Below are 17,868 nucleotides of genomic sequence, written 5' to 3'. Positions count from 1 at the left end.
CGAGGATGATCGATGGCCTTCTCCCCCGAAGAGATCGAGCGCTACGCCCGCCATATCGTGCTGCACGACGTGGGCGGGCCGGGCCAGCAGAGACTGAAGGCGGCCACCGTGCTGGTGATCGGCGCCGGGGGCCTCGGCGCGCCGGTGCTGCTCTATCTCGCGGCGGCAGGCGTCGGGCGGCTGATCCTGGTGGAGGACGACGTCGTCTCTCTCTCCAACCTCCAGCGGCAGGTGATTCACCGCACGCAGGACGTGGACCGGCCGAAGACCGATAGCGCCCGCGACGCGGTGGCCGCCCTCAATCCCCATGTGGAGCTGGTGACGCATCCGGTGCGCATCGATGCCGGCAACGCTCTGGACCTCATCGCGCAGGCCGATCTGGTGGTGGATGGCTCGGACAATTTCTCCACCCGCTATCTCGTCTCCGACGCCTGTGTGCTGGCGAAGAAGCCGCTGGTGACGGCGGCGCTGGGGGCTTTCGACGCCACCGTCACCACCATCCGCGCCCATGAGAGTGGGCCGGATGGCACACCCAACCCCACCTATCGTTGCCTCTTCCCCGAGCCGCCACCGGCCGGCACCGTGCCCGCCTGCGCCGAGGCCGGCGTGCTGGGCGCGCTCGCTGGGGTGGCGGGATCGCTCGCGGCGCTGGAGGCCATCCGGGCCATCGTCGGCTTCGGCGAAGGGCTGGTGGGGCGCCTCCTGATGATCGACGCCCGCTCCATGCGCTTCGAGACGCTGAGCTACGCGTGGGACCCGGAGAACCCGCTCACCGGCGAAGGGCCGCGCATCACCGACCTCTCCGCGCACAGGCGCAGCGCGGCGGCCTGAGGCATGATGGCACCGACCGGGCGCGCGTGCGTCTATACCTGCCTGATCGGCGGCTACGAGGCGCTGAACGAGCAGCCCATGGCCGCGGCCTCCGGCCTCGACTTCATCTGCTTCACCGACGATGCGGAGCTGACCAGCGCGAGCTGGCAGATTCGCCGCCTCGACCCCGCCTTCCCGCTCGATCCCGTGCGCAGCCAGCGCATGGCCAAGCTCTCTCCCCATGAGCTGCTGCCGGATTACGATCTCTCGCTCTACATCGACAACAGCGTCATCCTGACCGCGCCGCCGGAAGAGGTGATCGCCCGCTACCTCCCCGGTGGCGTCGCCGTGGCCATGCCGGGCCACAGCTTTCGCGCCAGCGTCCGCGACGAGTTCATGGAAGTGCTGCGCATGGGCCTCGACGATGGTGGGCGCGTGCTGGAGCAGCTCAACCATTACATGATGAGCGATCCGTTGGTGCTGGAGGCGGTGCCCTTCTGGTCCGCCATCATCCTGCGTCGGCACCACGACCCCACGGTCGCTGCCGCCATGCGCCTCTGGCTGGCGCAGGTGCTGCGCTACTCCCGCCGCGACCAGCTCTCCGGAACCCATGCCTTGGGACGCTCTGGGCTGGAGGTCGCGCGGTTCGAAGTGGACAATCTGGGATCATGGTTCCACCGCTGGCCGGTGACGCAGGCGCGCGACCGGGACGCCTTCCCCTTCTCGCCCATCCTCAGCCAGCTGCCCGCCGGTCTCCTGGCCGACGACTGGCGCCGCGAGCGTGCGGCGCTGGTAGCGCGAATCACGGCGCTGGAGACGGAGCTGGTAACGGCGCAGAGCGAGCGGGTGATCGTGGCGGAGACACCGCCGGTCGGCGACGCCCCGGAGAGCGATCTCGGAAGGCAATTTAATACCGCCGCTAACGTCAGCCCCGCAGCTGACCGCGCGTTCGAACCTGAGTGCACCTCGAACCCGCCGATATCGGCCCCGAACGGCACCCGAACCGCATCGACATCGACGCCTTTCGGGTGGCTCGTCGAGGTCGCGGCCCGCCTCAAGGGCGACCGCGACCGCTGACGGTGCTGCCCGCCTCAGAGCATCGCGGGCAGCACCCGATCCGGCGGCCGGTGGCCGTCCATGAAGGTCTTGATGTTGACGATGACCTTCTCGCCCATGTCCACGCGGCCTTCCAGCGTCGCGGAGCCAAGGTGCGGGAGAAGCACGACTTTTCCCTGCCGGGCGAGGCGGATCAGCTTGGGGTTAACCGCCGGCTCGTGCTCGAACACGTCGAGGCCGGCCCCGGCGATCTCGCCGGCTTCCAAGAGGCGCGTAAGGGCGTTCTCGTCGATCACCTCGCCGCGCGCCGTGTTCACCACATAAGCGTCTGGCTTCAACAGCTTAAGGCGGCGAGCCGAGAGCAGATGGTAGGTCGCGGGGGTGTGCGGGCAGTTCACGGACACGATGTCCATGCGCGCCAGCATCTGGTCCAGGCTGTCCCAATAGGTGGCGTCGAGCATTTCCTCGATGCCGGAATTGAGGCGGCGGCGGTTATGGTAATGAATCTGCAGGCCAAATGCCTTCGCCCGCCGCGCCACCGCCTGGCCGATGCGCCCCATGCCGATGATGCCGAGGCGCTTGCCCCAGATCCGCCGGCCAAGCATCCAGATGGGGGACCAGCCGGCCCACTCTTCCTTGTCCGCGATCATCACCTGCGCCCCCTCGGCCAGCCGCCGGGGCACGGAGAGGATGAGCGCCATGGTCATGTCCGCGGTGTCCTCGGTGAGGACGCCGGGGGTGTTGGTGACGGTGATGCCCCGGTTCAGCGCGCTGGCGACATCGATGTGGTCGACGCCGTTGGAGAAAGAGGCGATCAGCCGCAGGTTTTCCCCAGCCTGCGAGAGCACGGCCGTGTCGATCCGATCGGTCACGGTGGGCACGAGCACGTCCGCCATCTTGACCGCTTCCACCAACGCGGCCTGATCCATGGGCACGTCGTCGATGTTGAGTCTGGCATCGAACAGCTCACGCATCCGAGTCTCGACCGAGTCGGGCAGCTTGCGCGTGACGACGACGAGGGGCTTGCGACGCACCATCGTTACTCCCCATTCCCCATTTCTTAACGGTTCTGGTCCCGTCTATCAGACAGCCGGGGAAACACAAGGCGCGCCGAGACGCAGGGCCTTGACGTGCCCGCCGCGGCGGCGCACCCCTCCGGTCTGTTAGGTGCGATGCGAAAGGACGGTCCCATCATGCCCGCAAAACGAACTCATCTGAAGCGAAGCCTCGACAGCCGGTCGGTGAAAGCCCTGGCCCTTGCGGCGGCGATGATGGTGGGAACGGCTGCGGGTGCAGTCGCCGCCGAGCCCGGCACCTCCGGCCTGCCGGTTCCCCGCTTCGTCTCGCTGAAGGCAGACAAGGTGAACGTCCGCAACGGTCCAAACCGGGACCAGGACGTGGCCTGGGTGTTCAACCGCGCCGGGCTGCCGGTGGAGGTGACCGCCGAATATGAGACGTGGCGCCGCATCCGCGATGCCGACGGCGCGGAGGGATGGGTCTACCACTCCATGCTGTCCCTGCGGCGGACGGCCCTCGTCGCCCCCTGGCTGAAGGGCGAAACCGTGCCCCTGCGCAGCTCGGCGGATTCCGATGCCAAGGTCGTGGCCAAGCTGGAGCCGAGCGTGCTGGGCGTGGTGAAGGCCTGTGATGGCAAGGTCTGCCGCATCACCGGCGACGGCTTCGACGGTTATGTCCAGCAGAACCAGCTGTTCGGCGTCTATCCCGGCGAGAAGGTGGACTGAGAGGAGCGCAGCTCCCCCCAGGATCCGACCTCAGCCCTGGTTTTCGGGCGTGTGGAGCACCAGGCCGTCCAGCGCCGCTGTCAGCTTGATCTGGCACGACAGACGGGAGGTGGGGCGAAGGTCGGTTGCGAAATCGAGCATGCCCTCCTCCATCTCGGAGGGCTGGCCGACCTTCTCAATCCACGCCTCGTCCACATAGACATGGCAGGTCGCGCAGGCGCAGGCGCCGCCACATTCCGCAACGATGCCCGGAACGCCATTGCGCACGGCGGTTTCCATGGCGGTAGCGCCTTCCGGCCCGTCGACCTTATGGACAGCGCCGGTGTGTTCGATGAAGGTAATGGCAACCATAGAGTGTCGCTTCCCGGCTTCCGCCGCGGGCGCGGCGGTGGCTTGATTTGACGGCTCGCAAGCCTCAGCCCGAAGGCCAAGGCGGAGCCGCTTTCCGGCCACTGGCTATAGCGGCTTGTCCCGCGCCGCACCAGCGCGGGCGCCGATTGTCGCGGATCCCGTCCCCTCACCGGGAATGCCCAAGCTGAAGCCAAGCCGCTCGATATTAACGATATCTTCATTAATGCGGCACGGGCGGTTCAAACGGAGGCGAGGCCTGTCTAGGATAAGAAACGGTAAACCATCTTCGTCCGGCGTGGCCGGATGATGGGGGCGTGTACGGGTATCGGAGCCATTGGCGGCATCATGCCCCGGCACCGAAAGCGGGCAGAGGCGACAGCGAGATGAAGAACCCGAAGAAGATCCAGGATCCGACCGAGGCGGCTCTGTCGGCCATCCAGGAGGCTCTGACGCTCGAGCTCGACAATGCCGAGGCCAATGCGGCAGCGGCAAAAGGAGGCGAAGCGCCCCTGCCGCCGGATCGCGGCACCCCGCTGGACCGCCCGCCCTCTCCCGATCGTGTCATGACCGGCCCCGGACAGCAGCGCGAAGGACGCCCCATCAATCGTCGCCCCCGTCCCTCGGAGGGCGGTGAGGTGCGTGTCGACGGCGGCCGCCGCGAGGGAGCGCCCCGCCCGCGCAGCGAGGCCGAGCGCCGCGCCGCCAACGACGATCGCCAGCCCATCGGCCAGCTTCTCGGCCAGTTGCAGAAGAAGCCCCCCGTTACGCCCTTCTATTGGGCAACGGGCGCCTCGCTGGTCTGGATCGTGGTCGGCATCATCTTCGCCTACACCGTCCATCATGGCCTGATGGCGAGCTCCAACGGGCTGCAGTCGCTGGGCGACTCCCCGGCCCTGCTCGGCATCTTCGCCGGCATCCTCATTCCCCCGCTCGCCTTCTTCGGCATGGCCAGCATCGTGCGCCGGTCGCTGGAGCTGCAGGGCATCGCCCGTTCCATGACCGAGGTCGCCCTGCGCCTCGCCCAGCCGGAGTCCATCGCCACCGAGAGCGTCGTCACCGTTGGCCAGGCGGTGCGCCGCGAGGTGGCCGCGATGGGTGACGGCATGGACCGCGCCGTCGCCCGCGCCGGCGAGCTGGAGGCCATGGTCCGCGCCGAAGTCTCCACCCTCGAGCGCGCCTACGAGGAGAACGAGACGCGCATCCGCACGCTCATCGACGACCTCCAGGCCGAGCGCCACAATATCCAGATCGAGACCGAGCGCCTGCGCGAGGGCATCATCGCCGCCGAGACGGTGCTCTCCAGCGAGGTGAAGGACGTCGCCTCCCGCATCCACACCACCATGCTGGAGGCGAGCGAGCAGGTCACCGAGATCCTCGGCCAGAAGGGCGAGCACATCACCGCCGCCCTCGCCCGCGTGGGCGACAGCATGATCGACAGCCTCACCGCCAAGGGCGGCGAGCTGATCGACCGCCTGCAACTCACCGGCTCCGACATCCGGCAGGATCTCTCCGAGTCCGGCGATCTGCTGGTGGAGACGTTGCGTTCGCGCACCGACGACCTCGCCTCCAACCTGCTCGCCACCACCACCGACGTGTCGCAGCTCGTCGAGCGCTGGGGCGACGAGGTGAACAGCAACATTGACCGCCTCAAGCAGGGCATCACCGAAACGCTGGCCGAGAACGTGGGCCGCTTCGCCGACGACATCGACGTGCGCGTGGCCGAGGTGAACTCCGCCTTCCGCGCCACCAGCGAGAGCGCGGTGGTGGAATTCTCCACCCGCGGCGGCGAACTCGTCCGCAAGCTGGAGGAGACCGGCGAGCGGGTCGCGGAGACGCTGGCCGTGCGCGGCACCGACCTCGCCGACCGCATCGAGGCCACTGGCAACCGCATCTACGAGGCCGTCGCCGTGCGCGGCGAGGACCTCCAGCAGCGCCTCTCCGAGACGGGCGAGCGCATCACATCCTCCCTCGACCGCTCCAGCAACCAGGTCGTCACCGCGCTGGTGGACAAGGGCAACGAGGTCGCCGCGTCCCTCAACGGCGCAGGCGAGGACATGACCGAACGCCTGTCGCGCGTCGCCACCGAGGTCACGCAGGCCATCGGCGCCCGCGGGTCCAAGGTCACGGAAGCCTTCCGCGAGACCGCCGACATCCTGGTCGCCACCATCGGCACCAAGAGCGACGCCATCAAGGAGATGCTCACCGCCCGCCTGAAGGCCATGGAGGAGACCATCACCGTGCGCGGCGCCGAGCTCGCCGATCGCATGCAGCATGACTCCTCGCACCTCGCCCGCGTCATGCAGGACGGCGTGAAGAACTTCGACACCACGGTGAAGGTCCACGCCCCCGAGCTGGTGGACCAGATCACCCACCGGGTGGCGCTGGTGAACGAGAACCTGCGCCTCGCCACGTCCACGCTGGACGAGCGCCTCTCCGCCACCACCGACACGGTGGCGACCATCATGGACCAGCGCTTCTCGCGCATCGAGCAGACGCTGGACCAGCGGGCTCAGAGCCTCACCGAGACCCTGGCCACCCGCACGGTCAACTTCGCCCGCACCATCGCCGAGGGCACGAAGAACGCCACGGACTCCCTCGACAAGTCGGTGGAGACGCTGGAGAACTTCTTCGCCACCCGCTCCAAGGCGCTGGGCGAGGTGCTCACCGACCGTGCCGACGCGGTGAACCGCAACATCGGCGTCCGGGCGCAGGAGATCGCCTCCGTGCTGGATGGCCGCGTCCATCGCATCGAGGAACTGGTGCTCGGCCGCCTCGACGGCGTCGCCACCTCGCTTGAGGTGCGCGGCACTGCCATCGCCGATGCCCTTGTCGGCCGCATCGAGACCGTCTCCGGTGCCCTGCGCGCGGAGGCGAGCCAGGTGGAGCGCTCGCTCACCACCCTGTCGAGCAACGTCAGCCGGACCCTCACCGAGCATTCGGAGAAGGTGGCGGACAACCTCGGCACACGCCTGACCGAGATCGCCCACCTCATCGACGACAAGAACGGCACCTTCCTCTCCGCGCTGGAGCGCACCAGCCAGCGCGCGGTGACGGAGATCACCGCCACCAACAGCGCCCTGCGCACGGACGTGGGCGTCATCATCGAGCGCCTCGACGACGCCAACGCCACCTTCCAGGGCGCCCTCACCCAAGCGGTGTCCAACCTCGACGCCTTCGCCGGCTCCTTTGCCCGGCAGGTGGAAGGGTTTGGGGGGACGGTTGCGGGCATCGCCCTCAGCGCCGATGCCACCGCCGATCGCTTCCAGTCGCAGATCGGCTCGCTCAAGGAAGTCTCCGCCAGCGCGCTGGCGCAGATGTCCTCCCTGTCCGAGCGGCTCGACCAGAACCGCCGCCTGATGGACGAGGCGACCCAGACGCTGGCCTCCACCCACGATCAGGTGGACAGCACCCTCGCCGCGCGCCGCGAGGCGATGGAGCAGCTGGCCAGGTCTTTGGCGCAGCGGGTCGGAGACGTGGAGAGCCGGCTCGCCGCCTTCCACACCATGCTCGACGAGACCTATACCGCCTCCCAGCAGCGGGCCGGCGAGATCGCCAACGTCATCGCCGCGGCCACGTCGGGCTCCACCGAGGCGGTGTCGCAGCAGCTCGCGCTGGTGCGCCACGCGGCCGAGGCCGAGCGGGAGCGCTCCGCCGCCGCCCTGCGCCAGACCTACGAGGCCGCGCTCAACGACGTGCACACCCTGTTCGGCGAAACCGGCAACCGCTTCACGGCCGTGGCCACCGACCTCAAGCGGGTGGCAGAGGACGTGCAGCAGGCCATCACCCTCGCCCGCGAGGAGATGAAGCGCGGCATCCTCGAACTGCCCGCCGAGACCGAGGCGAGCGCCGCCACCATGCGTCGCGCCGTGGCCGAGCAGATCAAGGCCCTCGCCGAACTCAACGAGATCGTCGCCCGCCAGGGCCAGGCGCTGGACGTGGTGGAAGCCTCGGCCCGCGCCGCCCAGCAGGACAGCGCCCGCGCCAGCCGCGAGACGGCCTCCGCCCTCCGCAGCCGACCCGAGCGCGAGCCCCGCGCCGAGAACACCCGCTCGGACATCCAGCGCGCTGAACCGACCCGCGGCGAAACGAGCCGTAGCGAGACCGGCCGGCAGGACCTTGCCCGTGGCGACCTCGCCCGCGGCGAAACCGGCCGCACCGAGCCGGCCCGCAGCGAAGGCGCCAGCCTGCTCCAGGCCGAACTGCGCCGCGCCCCCGCCACCCCGGCGAGCCGCCGCGCCGAGCCTGCGGAACGTCCCGCAGCGCGTCCGGCCAGCCGCGCCGAGAACACCGGCGAGGAGCGTGACAGCTGGCTGAGCGAGCTGCTCGCCCGCGCCTCCGGCGATATCGACGAGGAGGCGCCGCGCTCTACCCGCGCGGCGGCCCCAGCTCCCGTCGCGGCCCCGGACAGCCTCGACGACCTCTCGTCCGACATCGCCCGCATGGTTGATCATCAGGCGGCCGTCGAGATGTGGGAGCGCCACAACAATGGCGATAGCCACGTCTTCTCCCGCCGGCTCTACACCCTCCAGGGCCAGCAGACCTTTGACGCCCTCAAGCGCCGCTACCGCGCCGACGCAGGCTTCCGCGAGACCGTGGACCGCTATGTCGCCGAGTTCGAGCGGCTGATCGATCAGGTGTCGGGCGACAACCGCGGCAGCACGCTGGCGCGCACGTACCTGACCTCCGACACAGGCAAGGTCTACACCATGCTCGCCCACGCCTCCGGTCGTCTCGACTGAGGAAGGCGCTCGCCCATCCCGGACCAAGTGCCGGAAGATCAGAACCGCGCCGGGCCGATGACGCCCGGCGCGGTCTTTTTTATCCCGTGCCCTGTCGTATCGTCGGCCGAACGCCGTCCAGCCTGAGGAGCGCGCGCTGCGCAATCTGATTACCGACGTCCCCGGCCTCCTGGTCGGCAACGCCACCGAGCCGCACATCGGCACCGGCGTCACCGTGATCCTCGCCGAGGAGCCGGCGGTAGCGGCGGTGGACGTGCGCGGCGGTGGGCCGGGCACGCGGGAGACCGACCTCCTCGACCCCGCGGCGACCGTGGAGCGCGTGGACGCCATCACGCTGTCGGGCGGCTCGGCCTTCGGGCTGGATGCCGCGTCCGGCGTCATGGCGGGGCTGGCGGCGCGCGGACGGGGCTTCGCGGTCGGCACCGCGCGTGTGCCCATCGTGCCCGGCGCCATCCTGTTCGACCTGCTCAACGGCGGCGACAAGGGCTGGGAGGGCCATCCGCCCTACCTCCAGCTCGGCCGCGACGCTCTTGAGGCGGCGGATGTAGACTTCCACCTCGGCTCGGTCGGCGCGGGCACGGGCTGCACCACCGCGACGGTCAAGGGCGGACTGGGTTCGGCTTCGGCGATGACGTCCACCGGCCATGTGGTCGGGGCCATCGTCGCGGTGAATGCCGCCGGCAGCCCCCTCTTCGGCGACGGCCCGCATTTCCGCGCCGGCCACTATGAGCGGGATGGGGAATTCGGTGGACTGGGCGTACCGGCGCGGGTTCCTGACGAGGCCGGCGATCCCCGGCTGAAGGGCGGCATCTCTCGCTTCGCCACCACCATCGCCGTTGTGGCGACGGATGCGGTGCTCTCCCCCGTGCAGGCGCGCCGCCTCGCCATCATGGCGCAGAACGGATTGGCGCTCTCGTTGTTTCCCGTGCACACGCCGCTGGATGGCGATGTGGTGTTCGCCATGGCCACGGGACGCAAGCCGCTGGAAGCGCCGCTGCCCGATCTCGCCCGGCTGGGTGCGCTCGCCTCCATCGTGCTGGCGCGGGCCGTGGCGCGGGCGGTCTACGAGGCGCGGCGGCTGCCCTTCGCGGATAGCCAGAAGACCTGGCGCGACCATTTCGGCGCCTGACACAGCTTGCAGCGTGTCAGGCCGGGGTTGCCGGGTGCATGGCGAGCGGGATCGTCTATAAGCCGGAGGATCCGAGGATCCTCATGACCGCTCCCTCCATGCCCCAAGTCCCGCCCCGCGCCCCCGCCCCGCCCACCGACCCGGCCCAACGCCCGGCCCGTCTCGGCGGGCCGCTGGCCTTCCTGTTCTGGTGCGCCTGCGGCATCGCCGCTTTGCCCTTGGCCGGGCTCTTCACGCTCATTTCGGCGCTAGGCGTCACCGGCGCGCGCTCGGCGTTGTTTGATTCATTCGCTGGCTCCGGGGTGCCGCAGCAGGTGATGCGGCTGGGGCTGATGCCGCAGGCGGTGCTGTTCGGCTGGGCGGTGACCATGGTGGTGCTCACCGTCGCCCGCGCGCGCATCGCCCTGCTGGTCCTGCCGTGGCTGCTTGTGCTGTGGCTGTTCACCACCGGCTACTGCCAGTTCGCCATCCGCGACGCCATTGCTCCGGACGGCGCCGATCTCGGCGCGTTCGCGGCGCTGATGCCGGGGCTTCTGGCGCAGGCGGCCGGTGTGGCCGCGTTCTTCGGCTATTTCCGCGAAGGCACGCGCCCGCAAGCCTTCTATCGCCGCTGAGGCGGTGCCTCCTCGTCCGGCTCTCCATGCGGATCGAGTCCGTCCGGACGACGGCGGCGGCGGGTGCGCTCCAGAGCGGCACGCTCCGCGAGAGCGGAGGCCCAGCCGGACGCCGCATGCAGCGCCGCGCGCGCCGCGTGACGCGAGGCCGAGGCGGCGGAGGCGAGGCTGCGGCGCACGAGGGCGCCTGCCGTGGCCGGCGTCGGCAGAGGCTGCGAACCGTCCGCCGCCTGCGCTGGCGCCGATACCGGCGCGGCCTTGTCCAGATGCAGGCGGGCAGCGAGGCGGACGTGCCAGAAGGAGGCGAAGCGCGCCGCGCGACCCGTCCAGCCGGTCAGCCCGCCCGTCGCGAATGGCTGGAGGAGCGCGATCCGATCATCGCGCTCGGCGATAGCGCCGACAATGAGCCGGGCGGCCAGGAACTCCAGCCCCAGCGATCCCGCCCCCGGCGCAAGCGCGTACCAGACGCCCCGCTCCCCCTCATATAGCAACGGCATGCCGCCGGGATCGGGCACATTGCGCCCCCGTGCGCCCTCCACCAGCCCGGTGCCGACCGGATAGACCTCGGCCGCATGGCGCCGCAGCACGCGCGCGGCACCGACCCGTGTCATCACCGGCAAGGCGCATTGCGCCGCCAGCGCCAGCCGGTCGCCGTCGAAATGGTAGGCGAGCCCCGACAGGCCGAATTCCTCGACGAGGCCCCCATACGGTACATTGCTGTTCGGCAGGCGAAATCCGCCGGACACCCACGGCGCGCGCGGCAGACGGGCAACGCCGGACCCGAGGCGGGCAAAGGCCGCCGCGCCGCAGACCGCGACCTGAAATGCGCGCACCCGCTGGTTTGACGTATCTAGATACTTCCGAACGCCCTTGAGATCGACCGAAAGCGCGCTCTCCACGCTGAAGAAGCGGACGCCGGCGGTCCGTGCCGCCTCTTCCAGCGCGGCGACCAGCGATGTCGTGCGGACGCGCTCGGCCGGCACGACGCCGATGCCGGCGGCAAATGCATCGGTCCCGAGAAGGGCGGCGAGATCCTCCGCGCCGACGAAGACGGTGGTATCCGGCACCAGCTCCTGGCGCAGATCCTGCTCGCGATGAAGGTCCTCGGCGGCGTGTGCGCGCGCCACGGTCAGCCGGCCGCGCGGGCCGATATCCACCCCGAGTCGCTCGGTCAGCGACAGCCCCGCCTCCGCGGCCTGGGCGGACAGAATGAGCAGCTCCTGAGCGTCATCGCGGCCAATGCGTGCGACAAGCTCGCGCGTCGAAAGCGGAAACCCCGCCGCGATGACCCCATCGAGCGACCACGACGGAACGGCAGCGGACGGCCCGGCCATTGCCAGCAGCACCACGTCGCGGCCGCGCCGCGCGAGATCTCCGGCCAGAACGAGACCGGCGACATCGCCTCCCACCACGCAGACGTCGCAGTCGATAATCCGTTTGGGGCCGGAGGAGGCGCGTTCGGACCCCATCGCATCGTGCGCTTGGGGCCGGGGCGCGGACGACTGGCTCATGAATTGGTCCAATGAGAGACAGGCGATGCTGACGCCGCCAGCTTGAGAAAGCGTTTATTTGCGGCGCTCTAATGACGTTTCCGTCATCGCCGTCCGTGGGGGCGTGACGCTGCGGCGCGGCAGCAGGCGTTGCGCTGCACTAGCCGCGTGCTTCATAAGGGTCCGCCTTTCGTCCATCGGTTGGTAACCATGCGCCGACTCATCTTGCTGCGCCATGCGAAGTCGGACTGGCCGAACGGCATCGCCGATCCGGAACGCCCGCTTTCGGCGCGGGGCCGCAACGCAGCGCCCCGCATCGGCGCCTATATCGGGCAGGAACACCTGCTGGCCGACCGCATCCTGGTGTCACCCGCCCGCCGCACGCGGGAAACCTGGGATCTCGTCGCCGCGCGCCTGCCGCCGGCCAAGGTGGTGGCCAGCGAGCCGCGCATCTACGACGCCTCGGCCGCGCGTCTCATGACCGTGCTGCGCGAGCAGCCCAAGGACGCACACAGCGTGATGTTTGTGGGCCATAATCCCGGCCTCGAAGACCTCGCCGAGCTGCTTGTGGCTTCCGGCCCGGCCCCCCATGTTGCAAGCATGGCAGAGAAATTCCCGACCGGCGCCCTCGCCGTCATCGACCTTCCCGTGGACGAGTGGAGCGCCGCAGCCCCTGGCATCGGCCGGCTCGACCGCTTCGTCACCCCGCGCGATCTCGGCGGAACCGACTGACGATGGCGTTCTTCACGGACGCCGTGGACGATGCGCGCATCGCGCTTCAGGCCCTGGCGGACCGGGTGGAGGGAATCGCCCATCCCACCCTGCGTCTTGGTGTGACCGGCCTCTCACGGGCGGGAAAGACCATCTTCACCACAGCGCTCATCCATGCCCTCACCAAGGGGGCGCGGATGCCGGTGTTCGAGCCCTACCAGTCCGGCCGCATCGCCCGCGCCGAGCTGCAGCCCCAGCCGGACGACGCGGTGCCGCGCTTCGCCTATGAGGGCCATCTTGAGATGCTGGGAGCGGAGCGGCGCTGGCCGTCCTCCACCACCCGCGTCAGCGAGCTGCGCCTCGCCATTCGCTACGCCAACCGGCGCGGCAGCCTGAGGACGCTGACCCTCGACATCGTGGATTATCCCGGCGAGTGGCTGCTGGACCTGCCGCTGCTCAACATGTCCTACGCCGAATTTGCCCGGCAGAGCTTGGCTCTGGCCCGCGCTGGCGTGCGGGCGGAGGTTGCGGCGCCGTTCCTGGCGGCAGTGGCCGACGCGCCGGTGGACGGCCCCGCCGACGAGGCCCGGGCGCGGGAGGTGGCGGCGCGGTTCACGGACTATCTCGCCGCCTGCCTGAGCGAGCGGCTGGCCATGAGCCTGCTGCCGCCCGGCCGCTTCCTCATGCCCGGCGACCTCGAAGGCTCGCCCGCCCTCACCTTCGCCCCTCTGGACGTGCCGGATACCCCCGCCCGCGCGAATACGCTGGGCGCGATGATGGAGCGGCGCTTCGAGGCCTACAAGAACGCGGTCGTTCGCCCCTTCTTCCGCAATCACTTCGCCCGGCTCGACCGGCAGATCGTGCTGGTGGATACGCTCTCCGCCCTGAATGCGGGGCCGGCCGCCCTCGCCGATCTGGAGCGGGCGCTGGATGGCATCCTCGCGGCATTTCGTACCGGCCGGAACAGTCTGGTGAGCGCGCTCTTCCGGCCCCGCATCGAGAAGGTGCTATTCGCCGCCACCAAGGCAGACCACCTCCATCGCGCCAGCCACGACCGGCTGGAGGCGGTGCTGGGGCGGCTTGTGGAACGGGCCCGCGAACGGGCGCAGGATCACGGCGCGGCCCTCGACGTAGTGGCGATCGCCGCCATCCGCGCCACGCGCGAGGCGCGTGTGCGGCGCGGTGGGCATGAACTCGACGCCATCGTGGGCACGCCGGAGGCCGGGCAGGACGCCGGCGGACATGTGTTCGACGGTGAGGAGGAGGTGGCGGTGTTTCCGGGCGAGCTGCCGGCCAATCCCGATGCGCTGTTCGATCCCTCCGGCACCGGTTTCCGGGGGCTCTCATCGTCCATGGCGGGCGAGGCGGAGGGGGATGTGGACTTCCGCTTCCTGCGCTTCCGTCCGCCGTCCGGCATCGGCGACGGGCCGATCCCGCATATCCGGCTCGACCGGGCGCTTCAGTTCCTGCTCGCCGACCGGCTCACCTGAACCGGCGGGGGCTCCGCTCAGAACTTGGCCCGCTCAGAACTTGGCCGAAGCCCAGCGCACCATCTGCACCAGAACCTGTTCCTGCGCCTGATCGAGCGCGGCCGTCGCGTTGGCACCGGCGGACGACGCCGCAGGCACGGCGGCGCGGAACACCTGCGCGGCAAGGATGCGGCCGCTCTGGGTGCCGATGAGCTTGGCGGAGACCTCCACCACGGCCACCGGCCCCTGATCGGTGATGCGCAATGCGAAGGTGCGGATATCCGTCACCAGCGTGTAATCGGCGTTCACGCCATCACCGGGGCGGGCGACACGGCGCAGTTTGCTGGCGTTCTCGAACGCCTGGATGGTGCGGGCGTGGAGCAGCGCCGGAAGATTGTCGCTCCATTGGGCGTCGGCGAGATAGGCCACCTGCCCCGCGCCCGGCTCCACCATGATCTTGTCAGTGTTGAGCACAGCGAGCGCCGTCGGCGCCACCACCACCAGCTGCCCGTTGCCGCTGCCGCCGGCGGTAAAGCCGCTGGGGGCGGAGAGGTTGTAGGTCGGCAGAGGGGTGGAACCACATGCGGCGAGGGACAGCGCGGCGGCAAGGAGCAGAACCGCGCCAGCGACCCCGCGCGCGAGGGCGGAGACGCTACGGACCAGCAGTTCGGTACGGAGGGCGAAACGGTCGCTCATGATCGGCTCATCGCCCGTATTTCGGAATGGAGTTGCCGCCGCCCAGGATGAACTGCTGCGGATTGCGCTCGATGCCCCTCAGCACTCGATCGATCTCGCCGAGGGTGCGGCGTCCGTCGGTCGCCAGCGCCTCGAACTGCTTGAGGCCCGGTCCGGTGAAGCGGCTGATCTCGTTGGTGAGGAGCGCGGTCCGCTGGTCCAGATTGTCGGCGAGCTTGCGCACGGACGTCGCCGCCTCGGTGGCCTGGTTGAGCAGGCCGTTCTTGTCCTCGGTCGCGGACTTCAGGTTCACCACCACCTCGTCCACCCGCTGGGCCACGCCGTTGAGCTGCTTCACGAGGGCGTTCGCCTGCTCGATGACGCTCGCCACGTCGTCGGACTTGGAGGCAACGGCCTGCGAGAAGGTGTCGATGTTGCGGATGATGTTCTTGATCTCTTCCGGGTTGATGGAGTCGAGGACCACCTCGATCTTCTTCGCAACGCCCTGCGCGGTGTTGATGAGCCCCGACATGCCCGCACCGCCGTCCGCCATGATGCGCGGGTAGCCATTCGGTCCGGGCGGAAGCGGCGGCGCGTCGGGCTTTCCGCCGCGGATGGACACCGCGATGATGCCGGTCAGACCTTGCGACTCCAGGCCGGCGCGCGCATCCGCCAGCACCGGAACCTTGTTGTCGATGCCGACATGGACGAGCACCTGTCCCGGCTGACCCGGCACCAGGCCGAGGCTGGTCACCTGGCCCACGGGAATACCGTTGAACAGTACCGAGTTGCCTTGGCGCAGACCGGCCACGGACCCGTCGAAGACGATCTCGTAAATCTTGCGGGCCGTGGAATCCTGCGGCCTCGCGAACCAGTACACGAAGCCGAACGCAGCCGCGATAACGGCCATCGTGAAGGCTCCGATGATGGTGTAGTTGGCCCGTGTTTCCATGCCTCATCCCGGTTTCGTTGCAACCTGCCCCGCTTGACCGGCCCACTCCTTGTCCCGGCGCGCCAGACGCGCGCGATTGGCCTCGATTGCGCCTAGCGGCGCACGTTCTGTACCGCCCTTGCCCGCGTGCCATGGAAATAGGCCCGCAGCCAGGGATGTTGTTCCGCCATCATGTCCTCGATCGTCCCCTGCGCGATCACCTTGCCATCGGCGAGGGCCGCGATCCGGTCGCACACGGTATGCAGGCTGTCGAGATCGTGGGTTACCATGAAAACCGTAAGCCCCAAAGTCTGTTGCAGCGTCCTGATCAGCTCGTCGAAGTCGCCGGCACCGATCGGATCGAGACCCGAGGTCGGCTCGTCCAGAAAGAGGATTTCAGGGTCGAGCGCCAGAGAACGGGCCAGAGCGGCACGTTTTATCATGCCGCCGGAAAGCTCGGAGGGTAACTTTTCGGCCACATCGCATTTCAGGCCGACCATCTCGATCTTGGTGAAGGCGATCTCGTCGAGCAACCGCTGCGACAGCTTGAGATTTTCCCTGAGCGGGAACTGGATGTTCTGCTTGACCGTGAGCGACGAGAACAGCGCGCCCTGCTGGAACAGCACACCCCAGCGCCGTTCCAGCGCGGAACGCTCGCGCTCGGAGAGGTCGTCGAGATTCTGCCCGAACACCTCCACGGTGCCGGATGTCTTCGGCACGAGGCCGAGGATGGTTCGCGTCAGCACCGACTTGCCGCCGCCGGACGTGCCCACGAAGCCGAGGATCTCGCCGCGATACACGTCGAGATTAAGGTGGTTGAGCACCACCCGGTCGCCGAATCCGACCACGATGTCGCGCACCCGGATGATGGCTTCGCGGCCGCTGGTCTGGAGGGTGGAGGGTAAGGTCTGTGCGTCCATGGCCGCTCACATGTCGATCGCGGCGAAGAACATGGCGAACACACCGTCCATCACAATGACGAGGAAGATGGCCTTCACCACCGAGGCGGTCGTGTGCGCGCCGAGCGATTCCGCGCTGCCGCCGACCCTCAGGCCTTCCATGCAGGCGACCAGGCCGATGGTGGCGGCCATGAAGGGCGCCTTGTACATGCCGACCTTGAACTGATCGAGGTCAATGGCGAGCTTCAGCCGGTCGAGGAACACGTCCGGTGTGATGCCACCGTAACCCCAGGACACGAGACCCGCGCCGAAGATGGCCGACATGGAGCCGATGAAGGTGAGCAGCGGCAGGGCGATGATCAGCGCGAGGATGCGCGGCACCACCAGCACCTCGATGGGATCAAAGCCCATCACCCGAAGCGCGTCGATCTCCTCGCGCATGCGCATCGAGCCGAGCTCCGCCGTATAGGCGCTGCCCGAGCGGCCGGCGATCATGATGGAGACGATGAGCACGCCAAGCTCGCGCAGCACCAGCACGCCCACCATGTCCACCACATAGATGTCGGCGCCGAACCTGCGGAAATTGAAGATGCCCTGCTGGGCCAGGATGCAGCCGATCAGAAAGGTGATCAGCAGGATGATCGGCACGGCGCGAAAGCCCACGCGGTCGATCTGGTTCACCATGGCGGTGAAGCGGAAGCTGCGCGGGCGGGCCACCACCCGCAGCATGGCTGCAACCGTCGCGCCGATGAAGTTCAACAGCGAGAGCGCATCCTTGGCGGCATTGACGACCTCGTGGCCGAACCGCTCCAGAATGCCTTCGTGACGGCGCGTGGGCGGCGCCGGCTCGTGGCCCATGCGCGCCAGCTCTTCCAGGAGAACCTTGTAGCGCGGCGCCAGCCCGACCACCGTCGGTTCGATGCCCGCGCCGGCCCAGGCGCGGCGCAGCCGCTCCAGCAGCAGGGCGCCGAAGGTATCCATGCGCTCGACAGAGGCGAGATCGATCTCCACGCCCTTGGGCTTGGCATAGGCATGGGCGGTGTCGTTGACCGCCGCTTCCAGTTCGTCGGCATATTCGGATGTCCACGCACCGCGACCGGCCACTGTCAGGCGGTCGTCCTGGCTGTGCACGGAAATCAACGAGGCGTGCGGCAACGCGGCGTCTCCAACGGCGACCGGCGCGACGCACCGGCTGGTCTCAACCTCAAACAGGCATTCGGGCCGATAGACCCGACGCCCTACCACGGCACCA

General features: G+C 69.0%; 15 protein-coding genes. 8 read left to right on the top strand and 7 right to left on the bottom strand.

Annotated features, from left to right (window positions below; translation table 11 throughout):
• Positions 1-12: 12 nt before the first annotated feature.
• Together J2126_RS23000 and J2126_RS22995 are read left to right on the top strand one after the other, a co-directional pair.
• Positions 13-831, top strand: coding sequence for a HesA/MoeB/ThiF family protein (locus tag J2126_RS23000; protein WP_209489106.1), 819 nt, complete (start codon positions 13-15; stop codon positions 829-831).
• A 3-nt stretch (positions 832-834) separates the two neighbouring features.
• Positions 835-1,887: a glycosyltransferase domain-containing protein gene (locus tag J2126_RS22995; RefSeq protein ID WP_209489105.1), complete on the top strand. Its 1,053-nt coding sequence runs from the start codon at positions 835-837 to the stop codon at positions 1,885-1,887.
• Positions 1,888-1,901: 14 nt separating this feature from the next.
• Here J2126_RS22995 and J2126_RS22990 read toward each other — a convergent pair whose 3' ends face one another.
• Positions 1,902-2,903, bottom strand: a complete 1,002-nt coding sequence (locus J2126_RS22990) for a 2-hydroxyacid dehydrogenase (protein WP_209489104.1) — start codon at positions 2,901-2,903, stop codon at positions 1,902-1,904.
• A 156-nt stretch (positions 2,904-3,059) separates the two neighbouring features.
• Between J2126_RS22990 and J2126_RS22985 the strand changes: the two genes are divergently transcribed.
• The gene (locus J2126_RS22985; RefSeq protein WP_209489103.1) at positions 3,060-3,608 is read left to right on the top strand and encodes an SH3 domain-containing protein; all 549 of its coding nucleotides are present in this window, start codon (positions 3,060-3,062) and stop codon (positions 3,606-3,608) included.
• A gap of 30 nt (positions 3,609-3,638) precedes the next feature.
• Here the strand turns inward: J2126_RS22985 and J2126_RS22980 are convergent, their stop codons facing one another.
• Positions 3,639-3,959: a 2Fe-2S iron-sulfur cluster-binding protein gene (locus tag J2126_RS22980; RefSeq protein ID WP_209489102.1), complete on the bottom strand. Its 321-nt coding sequence runs from the start codon at positions 3,957-3,959 to the stop codon at positions 3,639-3,641.
• 383 nt (positions 3,960-4,342) lie between these two features.
• Between J2126_RS22980 and J2126_RS22975 the strand changes: the two genes are divergently transcribed.
• From J2126_RS22975 to J2126_RS22965, 3 genes are all read left to right on the top strand, one after another.
• Positions 4,343-8,698 carry a hypothetical protein gene (locus J2126_RS22975; RefSeq protein WP_209489101.1) on the top strand — a complete coding sequence of 1,452 codons (4,356 nt, stop codon included), beginning with the start codon at positions 4,343-4,345 and terminating at the stop codon, positions 8,696-8,698.
• Between the two features lie 136 nt (positions 8,699-8,834).
• Entirely contained in the window at positions 8,835-9,827 is a 993-nt protein-coding gene (locus J2126_RS22970; RefSeq protein ID WP_209490491.1) for a P1 family peptidase, read from the top strand.
• Between the two features lie 83 nt (positions 9,828-9,910).
• Positions 9,911-10,441 (top strand): hypothetical protein, encoded by a 531-nt coding sequence (locus tag J2126_RS22965; RefSeq protein WP_209489100.1) that lies wholly within the window; start codon positions 9,911-9,913, stop codon positions 10,439-10,441.
• On the opposite strand, the gene J2126_RS22960 is transcribed toward J2126_RS22965, so the two are convergent.
• A complete protein-coding gene (locus tag J2126_RS22960) occupies positions 10,429-11,952 on the bottom strand; it encodes an NAD(P)/FAD-dependent oxidoreductase (protein WP_209489099.1) in 1,524 nt (507 codons plus the stop codon). The two genes, J2126_RS22965 and J2126_RS22960, sit on opposite strands and share 13 nt — an antisense overlap.
• Before the next feature lie 189 nt (positions 11,953-12,141).
• Between J2126_RS22960 and J2126_RS22955 the strand changes: the two genes are divergently transcribed.
• A complete protein-coding gene (locus tag J2126_RS22955; RefSeq protein WP_209489098.1) occupies positions 12,142-12,663 on the top strand; it encodes a SixA phosphatase family protein in 522 nt (173 codons plus the stop codon).
• 2 nt (positions 12,664-12,665) lie between these two features.
• Positions 12,666-14,132, top strand: coding sequence for a YcjX family protein (locus tag J2126_RS22950; protein WP_209489097.1), 1,467 nt, complete (start codon positions 12,666-12,668; stop codon positions 14,130-14,132).
• A gap of 33 nt (positions 14,133-14,165) precedes the next feature.
• Here the strand turns inward: J2126_RS22950 and J2126_RS22945 are convergent, their stop codons facing one another.
• The 4 genes from J2126_RS22945 to J2126_RS22930 form a co-directional block, all read right to left on the bottom strand.
• Complete coding sequence (locus J2126_RS22945; protein WP_209489096.1) at positions 14,166-14,807, bottom strand: ABC-type transport auxiliary lipoprotein family protein; 642 nt, start codon at positions 14,805-14,807, stop codon at positions 14,166-14,168.
• 7 nt (positions 14,808-14,814) lie between these two features.
• Entirely contained in the window at positions 14,815-15,738 is a 924-nt protein-coding gene (locus J2126_RS22940; RefSeq protein ID WP_209489095.1) for an MlaD family protein, read from the bottom strand.
• Between the two features lie 92 nt (positions 15,739-15,830).
• A complete protein-coding gene (locus J2126_RS22935) occupies positions 15,831-16,637 on the bottom strand; it encodes an ABC transporter ATP-binding protein (RefSeq protein WP_209489094.1) in 807 nt (268 codons plus the stop codon).
• 6 nt (positions 16,638-16,643) lie between these two features.
• On the bottom strand, positions 16,644-17,747 hold the full coding sequence (locus J2126_RS22930) for an MlaE family lipid ABC transporter permease subunit (RefSeq protein WP_348634368.1): 1,104 nt from the start codon (positions 17,745-17,747) through the stop codon (positions 16,644-16,646).
• Between the last annotated feature and the right edge of the window lie 121 nt (positions 17,748-17,868).

Source organism: Xanthobacter flavus (assembly GCF_017875275.1).
Lineage (GTDB): Bacteria > Pseudomonadota > Alphaproteobacteria > Rhizobiales > Xanthobacteraceae > Xanthobacter > Xanthobacter flavus_A.
Note: the sequence above shows the minus strand (reverse complement) of the source record. Positions and strands in the feature narration are given on the sequence as shown.

What these genes read in the sequence shown, in the direction of transcription:
- J2126_RS23000 (WP_209489106.1), top strand. Translation starts at nt 13, where the DNA reads ATGGCCTTCTCCCCCGAAGAGATCGAGCGCTACGCCCGCCATATCGTG.
- J2126_RS22995 (WP_209489105.1), top strand. Translation starts at nt 835, where the DNA reads ATGATGGCACCGACCGGGCGCGCGTGCGTCTATACCTGCCTGATCGGC.
- J2126_RS22990 (WP_209489104.1), bottom strand. Translation starts at nt 2,903, where the DNA reads ATGGTGCGTCGCAAGCCCCTCGTCGTCGTCACGCGCAAGCTGCCCGAC.
- J2126_RS22985 (WP_209489103.1), top strand. Translation starts at nt 3,060, where the DNA reads ATGCCCGCAAAACGAACTCATCTGAAGCGAAGCCTCGACAGCCGGTCG.
- J2126_RS22980 (WP_209489102.1), bottom strand. Translation starts at nt 3,959, where the DNA reads ATGGTTGCCATTACCTTCATCGAACACACCGGCGCTGTCCATAAGGTC.
- J2126_RS22975 (WP_209489101.1), top strand. Translation starts at nt 4,343, where the DNA reads ATGAAGAACCCGAAGAAGATCCAGGATCCGACCGAGGCGGCTCTGTCG.
- J2126_RS22965 (WP_209489100.1), top strand. Translation starts at nt 9,911, where the DNA reads ATGACCGCTCCCTCCATGCCCCAAGTCCCGCCCCGCGCCCCCGCCCCG.
- J2126_RS22960 (WP_209489099.1), bottom strand. Translation starts at nt 11,952, where the DNA reads ATGAGCCAGTCGTCCGCGCCCCGGCCCCAAGCGCACGATGCGATGGGG.
- J2126_RS22955 (WP_209489098.1), top strand. Translation starts at nt 12,142, where the DNA reads ATGCGCCGACTCATCTTGCTGCGCCATGCGAAGTCGGACTGGCCGAAC.
- J2126_RS22950 (WP_209489097.1), top strand. Translation starts at nt 12,666, where the DNA reads ATGGCGTTCTTCACGGACGCCGTGGACGATGCGCGCATCGCGCTTCAG.
- J2126_RS22945 (WP_209489096.1), bottom strand. Translation starts at nt 14,807, where the DNA reads ATGAGCGACCGTTTCGCCCTCCGTACCGAACTGCTGGTCCGTAGCGTC.
- J2126_RS22940 (WP_209489095.1), bottom strand. Translation starts at nt 15,738, where the DNA reads ATGGAAACACGGGCCAACTACACCATCATCGGAGCCTTCACGATGGCC.
- J2126_RS22935 (WP_209489094.1), bottom strand. Translation starts at nt 16,637, where the DNA reads ATGGACGCACAGACCTTACCCTCCACCCTCCAGACCAGCGGCCGCGAA.